General features: G+C 44.4%; 4 protein-coding genes, 7 tRNA genes and 1 rRNA gene. 3 read left to right on the top strand and 9 right to left on the bottom strand.

Features of this window, described 5'->3' with window-relative positions; genetic code table 11:
• Positions 1 to 202, bottom strand: a 16S ribosomal RNA gene (locus tag ACN6NF_RS01660); the annotation flags it as partial.
• A gap of 531 nt (positions 203 to 733) precedes the next feature.
• Positions 734 to 1474, bottom strand: coding sequence for a Crp/Fnr family transcriptional regulator (locus tag ACN6NF_RS01655; RefSeq protein ID WP_016818378.1), 741 nt, complete (start codon positions 1472 to 1474; stop codon positions 734 to 736).
• Between the two features lie 299 nt (positions 1475 to 1773).
• On the opposite strand from ACN6NF_RS01655, the gene ACN6NF_RS01650 reads away from it, so the two are divergent.
• From ACN6NF_RS01650 to ACN6NF_RS01640, 3 genes are all read left to right on the top strand, one after another.
• Positions 1774 to 2235, top strand: coding sequence for a GAF domain-containing protein (locus ACN6NF_RS01650; RefSeq protein WP_474314556.1), 462 nt, complete (start codon positions 1774 to 1776; stop codon positions 2233 to 2235).
• A 128-nt stretch (positions 2236 to 2363) separates the two neighbouring features.
• Positions 2364 to 3017: a response regulator gene (locus tag ACN6NF_RS01645; protein WP_029516026.1), complete on the top strand. Its 654-nt coding sequence runs from the start codon at positions 2364 to 2366 to the stop codon at positions 3015 to 3017.
• The gene (locus tag ACN6NF_RS01640) at positions 3010 to 4113 is read left to right on the top strand and encodes a PAS domain-containing sensor histidine kinase (RefSeq protein ID WP_474314553.1); all 1104 of its coding nucleotides are present in this window, start codon (positions 3010 to 3012) and stop codon (positions 4111 to 4113) included. Before ACN6NF_RS01645 ends, ACN6NF_RS01640 begins: the two co-directional genes overlap by 8 nt.
• Before the next feature lie 204 nt (positions 4114 to 4317).
• Here ACN6NF_RS01640 and ACN6NF_RS01635 read toward each other — a convergent pair.
• The 7 genes from ACN6NF_RS01635 to ACN6NF_RS01605 form a co-directional block, all read right to left on the bottom strand.
• A tRNA-Gly gene (locus ACN6NF_RS01635) sits at positions 4318 to 4388 on the bottom strand.
• Between the two features lie 9 nt (positions 4389 to 4397).
• A tRNA-Pro gene (locus ACN6NF_RS01630) sits at positions 4398 to 4471 on the bottom strand.
• A 22-nt stretch (positions 4472 to 4493) separates the two neighbouring features.
• A tRNA-Arg gene (locus ACN6NF_RS01625) sits at positions 4494 to 4570 on the bottom strand.
• Positions 4571 to 4596: 26 nt separating this feature from the next.
• Positions 4597 to 4667 (bottom strand) — tRNA-Cys (locus ACN6NF_RS01620).
• A 10-nt stretch (positions 4668 to 4677) separates the two neighbouring features.
• Positions 4678 to 4752, bottom strand: a tRNA-Gly gene (locus tag ACN6NF_RS01615).
• A gap of 6 nt (positions 4753 to 4758) precedes the next feature.
• Positions 4759 to 4846 (bottom strand) — tRNA-Leu (locus tag ACN6NF_RS01610).
• 12 nt (positions 4847 to 4858) lie between these two features.
• A tRNA-Lys gene (locus ACN6NF_RS01605) sits at positions 4859 to 4934 on the bottom strand.
• Between the last annotated feature and the right edge of the window lie 47 nt (positions 4935 to 4981).

The following is a 4981-nucleotide window of genomic DNA, read 5'->3' as shown; positions in this document are numbered from 1 at the left end:
TCCCATGCAGGAAAAGGATGTATCGGGTATTAGCTACCGTTTCCGGTAGTTATCCCTGTCTTGTGGGCAGGTTGCCTACGTGTTACTCACCCGTCCGCCGCTAGGTTAATTAGAAGCAAGCTTCTAAACAACCCCGCTCGACTTGCATGTATTAGGCACGCCGCCAGCGTTCGTCCTGAGCCAGGATCAAACTCTCCATTAAAGACCAACCGAGGTTGGTTATAGAAAGAGCGATTAGCTCATTTTGAAACTGACGAGATAAAATATCTCTTTGTTTGATTTTGCGAACAAAATCGTTTACTCACTCGTTGTTCAGTTTTCAAAGATCAAATTCTTTTTCGCTGCGTTTTCAGCAGCTATAAGATCATACCATGTTCATTTCAAAAATGCAAGGGTTATTTTTTTTCTTCTTTTCGAAGATCATTTCACCCTGTTTACTCCCTTTTGCATCGGCTGTTTTGTTGTCAGCTCAAATAATATATCATTTTCAACCACAGAATACAACTTGTAATAAATGTAAATTAACATTACCTAAAACTCTTTTCGACTGCTAATCAACTATTTATCAACATGATTGCTATTTTAAAAACCACTATATCGTTGATTTGCCGCTAAACGCGTCGTCGATTCTTTTTTAGATATCTACGATACTTGTTCCTTTTAATCGCTTGTTGTCAGAAGACTTACAATTAGACGGAGTCTTTTAGCCCCCCGCCTAACAATACTCATAATTCTATAACCTACAAATCTCATGGGCACATTGACCATACGAAGGACAGCAGCACATGGCACGCAACACCTTCAGGTCATGAATGACGATTTTTCCGTCTCTCGTATCCAAGGTACCCTGCTCTTTCAGCGAGCTCAGCATCCGGTTCACACTCTCGCGCGTCGCTCCAATCATCTCACCCAGTTCGGAGTGACTTAACTTCATATTCAGTAAAATGCCATCCTTCACAGCTACGCCACATGTATTACTTGCACGGATTAACGTAGACGCTAGTGCCCCCGTTTTACCATACAACAGTAAGTCCCGAAACCGTGATTGCATAATTCGTTGCTTCATTGCCATCCACTGTATGAACTGAAGCGCCATTTCCCCATGCTTAGACAAGAGTGACTCCAGATCCTTAACAAGCACGACACCTAACTCACACACATCGGCTGTTTCTGCAGTGCAACTATACTCTTCCCCATCTATCCCACTAAACTCCCCGATTAAATCGCCTTGGTGCTGAATAGTCAGAATCAATTCTTTACCGTCTTCTGTCGACTTACGGAGTTTAACATGACCCGAATGTATATAATAAAGCTGCTCCGCATCATCACCCTCTCGGAAAAGCATAACGCCTGCCTTTACCTTCTTCCAGGACATGATATCTTTTAACAGTTCAAAATGCTCTTCCGTCAGAAAAAGCTGAATCCCCGTGCGCTGCGCTTCGTCCCCAAACCGTTCCATACAAGTGGCTTGCATATTAGCGTCCTCCTCGTGTTTACCTGTCACCCTTATCATAATGTTTTGATGGTTGGGTTGTTATCGGGAGAACACCTGATTTTGCACCTCCCTACTCCCTGATTTGCAGTGATAAATATCACTTCCAGGATTATCTAGCGCCCCTTTTATCGCTCCTCTTCTTATTAATTACCCAGCCCAATGAAAAGTCAGTGTTTCCTGAACCTATAGATCAGGGGGTTCCCTGAATTACTTTTGTACCTGTCGGAATTACAATGAATTAGAGCTACAGTTTGGTTACGAAAAAGGATGTGTCTTCTATGCTAGAAATAACGGATGAAATGCGAAAAGAACTAAACCAGTTGCGAGATCATGTGTATGGAGATCTAACTGCCCTTGCATTTATGTCCAAGTCGGGGGGTAAGTTGCATTGGTATTATGCCTCCGGCAGTCGAAACAATCGCTATCGACTTATCTCTTTTAAAGTCGGACATGGGATTGCTGGGATGGCTGTTCGTTTGGGACGTACCGTGACCGTTAACGCTCTAATATCAGGAAGCATACGTTTACGTCAAGAATGTGCGCTTATGCTGGCCGAACAGCTACATTCTGCAGTAGCCATTCCCTTCTCAAGTACAGGAGAATTGCCAAACGGTGTACTACTTCTTGGTAACCGAGATGTGAGAACATTCACCGATTCTGATGTAGCCAAGGCCACTCAAGTTGCTCATCACCTTGGCCAGCTATGTGCGCTCCCTTCTCATTCCATAATTGATAATTGATAAAATAAAATTATAAATTTAAGTCAATATGAACGCTCATCTAACTATCTTTGTTGATTGAAATCCCTAAAATTTGCTATGATTATGATAAAACGCACGGTTTTTTCACCGTTCGAGGGGATGACTAATTGATTCGTATACTTGTAGTGGATGATCATGTTGTCGTACGTTCTGGCCTCATGGCCCTATTGGACGGCAAAAACGGAATTAAGGTAGTTGGAGATGCAGCAGACGGAGATGAGGCGATCCGCAAAGCGGTGGAGCTACAACCTCATGTCGTGCTCATGGATTTTAGTATGCCACCTGGCAAAGACGGCCTTACGGCAACCACTGAATTAAAAAAACAATTGCCAGATACAGAAGTACTTATTTTAACGATGCATGACGATGAAGAATATCTGTTCCGAGCCATTCAAGCCGGAGCATCTGGATATATTTTAAAAAGTGCACCTCACGAGGAATTACTCGCTGCCATCCAGTCTGTAGCCGAAGGTAGTGCCTATTTGTACCCCAATGCAACCAAACGTCTGATGAGTGAATATTTGGACAAAATCAAACAAGAGGGCATAGCCGGACCGTATGAATCCCTCTCTGAACGGGAAAAGGAGATCCTATCATGGGTAGCCAAAGGATATGCCAACAAGGAAATTGCCGAACACTTGGTGATTAGCGTCAAAACCGTAGAGTCCCACAAAAGCAACCTTATGGAGAAGCTTAACTTGAAAACACGACCTGAGTTGGTCAAATTTGCACTGAAAAAGGGGTTGCTCCATTATGAATGAACCTTCTAACCCTTTACTGCAGCCCGCCTTTGGGGAGTCAACCGATAAACTGCTGAATGATTTAGAAATTCATATACCAGACTCTCCTTTTCTCCATGTACTGCGTAGTTCTCTCCACCAGCTATCCAATCTTAAATTTGCTTTAGATACATCCTCCATTGTTGCTTTGACCGATCATCGAGGAATTATTCAGTACGTAAACGATAAGTTCTGTGAGATTTCGCAATATAGTCGCGAAGAATTGATCGGGCAGGATCATCGTCTCATTAATTCGGGCTATCATACTCGAGTCTTCATGAAGAACCTGTGGACTACGATCCGTTCAGGTAAGGTATGGCAGGGAGAAATACGAAATCGTGCTAAAGATAACAGCTACTACTGGGTGAATACTACGATCGTTCCATTTATGGACGAGGAAGGTAAACCCTATCAGTACTTAGCGATCCGTAATGAAGTCACCAAACTAAAAAAAGTAGAGGCAGAGCTCCAGTCTATGATGACGCAAGTCATGCAAATACAGGAGGAAGAGCGTAAACGTTTTTCAAGAGAGCTTCATGATGGGATTGGACAAAGCCTTTTTTCACTTATTATTCAATTAGATAGCCAACTAGCCGAACAACCCAGCGCTACTCTGGAAAATTTGCGTATACAGGTAACCGATATCATTAAAGATGTTCGTGGCCTAGCGTGGGAACTTCGCCCCTCAGTTCTGGATGATTTGGGTGTCGTACCAGCCCTCAGAACCTATATTGAAAACTTCTGTTCTCATTACGGAATCGAAGTACATTTTCAATGTACTCTACGCAAACGCCTTGATATACGCAAAGAAATAGCAATCTATAGGATTGTACAGGAGGCATTGACGAATGTAGCCAAATACGCAGATGTAGCAGAGGCTTACGTTGAGGTAGAGGATCAAGATAGAACGATACTAGTGACTATTCGGGATGAAGGTATTGGCTTTTCTGGAAAGTCTCGAGGAGAAGGAGTTGGATTGTTCAGCATGGAAGAACGAGCTAGAGGAGTAGGCGGCTTCTTGAGCATGACCTCTGCTCCAAATAAGGGAGCCTCCATACAGCTGACCATACCAGTGTAAAACCTGTGTACTAGATCAGTTATCGGTGTATACTCACTGCAGGAGCAGAAGGAATACACCGATAGCAAGGATTATCGATAGTCAACACTTTGTGGAACCTATGTAAGATAAACATACAAAAAAAGAGAGAGCTCTGTCCCCAGACAGGCTCTCTTTATTTATAAGGTGTCACCACTGAGGCAACAAGAATCCGCTATAGCAAAAAGCGGGTGATGGGAATCGAACCCACGCTACCAGCTTGGAAGGCTGGAGTTCTACCATTGAACTACACCCGCAAATCAGTATCGGGATGACACGATTTGAACATGCGACCCCCTGGTCCCAAACCAGGTGCTCTACCAAGCTGAGCTACATCCCGACATTATACATTTTTTAAGAAATGGCGCGCCCTGAGAGATTCGAACTCCCGGCCTTTTGATTCGTAGTCAAACGCTCTATCCAGCTGAGCTAAGGGCGCATATTTAATTCCATAATGAGCAGTCAAGGCGCCACCCAGATTTGAACTGGGGATGAAGCTTTTGCAGAGCTTTGCCTTACCACTTGGCTATGGCGCCGTATGGATAATGGAGCGGACGACGGGAATCGAACCCGCGACCCTCGCCTTGGCAAGGCGATGCTCTACCGCTGAGCCACGTCCGCAAAATATGGTGCGGTCGAGAGGACTCGAACCTCCACGGGGGGTTAGCCCACACGGACCTGAACCGTGCGCGTCTGCCAATTCCGCCACGACCGCATACAATGATAATGGTGAGCCATGAAGGACTCGAACCTTCGACACCCTGATTAAAAGTCAGGTGCTCTACCAACTGAGCTAATGGCTCTTAATGGCTGGGGATATAGGATTTGAACCTATGCATGACGGAGTCAA

The sequence above is a fragment of the Paenibacillus sp. TSM33 genome (assembly GCF_056099025.1).
Note: the sequence above shows the minus strand (reverse complement) of the source record. Positions and strands in the feature narration are given on the sequence as shown.

Excerpts from the sequence above, each read along its gene's own strand:
- ACN6NF_RS01640 (WP_474314553.1), top strand. The coding sequence starts at position 3,010 with ATGAATGAACCTTCTAACCCTTTACTGCAGCCCGCCTTTGGGGAGTCA.
- ACN6NF_RS01650 (WP_474314556.1), top strand. The coding sequence starts at position 1,774 with ATGCTAGAAATAACGGATGAAATGCGAAAAGAACTAAACCAGTTGCGA.
- ACN6NF_RS01655 (WP_016818378.1), bottom strand. The coding sequence starts at position 1,474 with ATGCAAGCCACTTGTATGGAACGGTTTGGGGACGAAGCGCAGCGCACG.